Here is a 213-nt window from a genome sequence, read left to right as displayed (position 1 = left end):
GGATCCGGAGGGGGGATTGGAAGATTGCCTCCGCCTATAGCTGTATGAGGAGTATTCTGGATGAGGGGCAATATCCGACGGCGGTTCTTGTGGCGAACGACCAGATGTGTGTCGGCGTCTATAAGGCTATGCAGGAGAGAGGGTTGTGTCCGGGAAAAGATATCTCCGTGATCGGATACGACAATATGGAGTACAGTGAATGGATGTTTCCGA

At 52.1% G+C, this 213-nt stretch carries 1 protein-coding gene; it reads left to right on the top strand.

All coding sequences use genetic code 11. The features are described from left to right. Positions 1–2: 2 nt before the first annotated feature. On the top strand, positions 3–213 hold a 211-nt coding region (locus tag HJY11_RS15750), incomplete at its 3' end, for a substrate-binding domain-containing protein (RefSeq protein ID WP_368041634.1).

This window comes from Bittarella massiliensis (ex Durand et al. 2017) (genome assembly GCF_017566145.1).
Taxonomy (GTDB): domain Bacteria; phylum Bacillota; class Clostridia; order Oscillospirales; family Ruminococcaceae; genus Bittarella; species Bittarella massiliensis_A.
The sequence above is the reverse complement of the archived record's forward strand: the minus strand, read 5'-3'. Positions and strand labels throughout refer to the sequence as shown.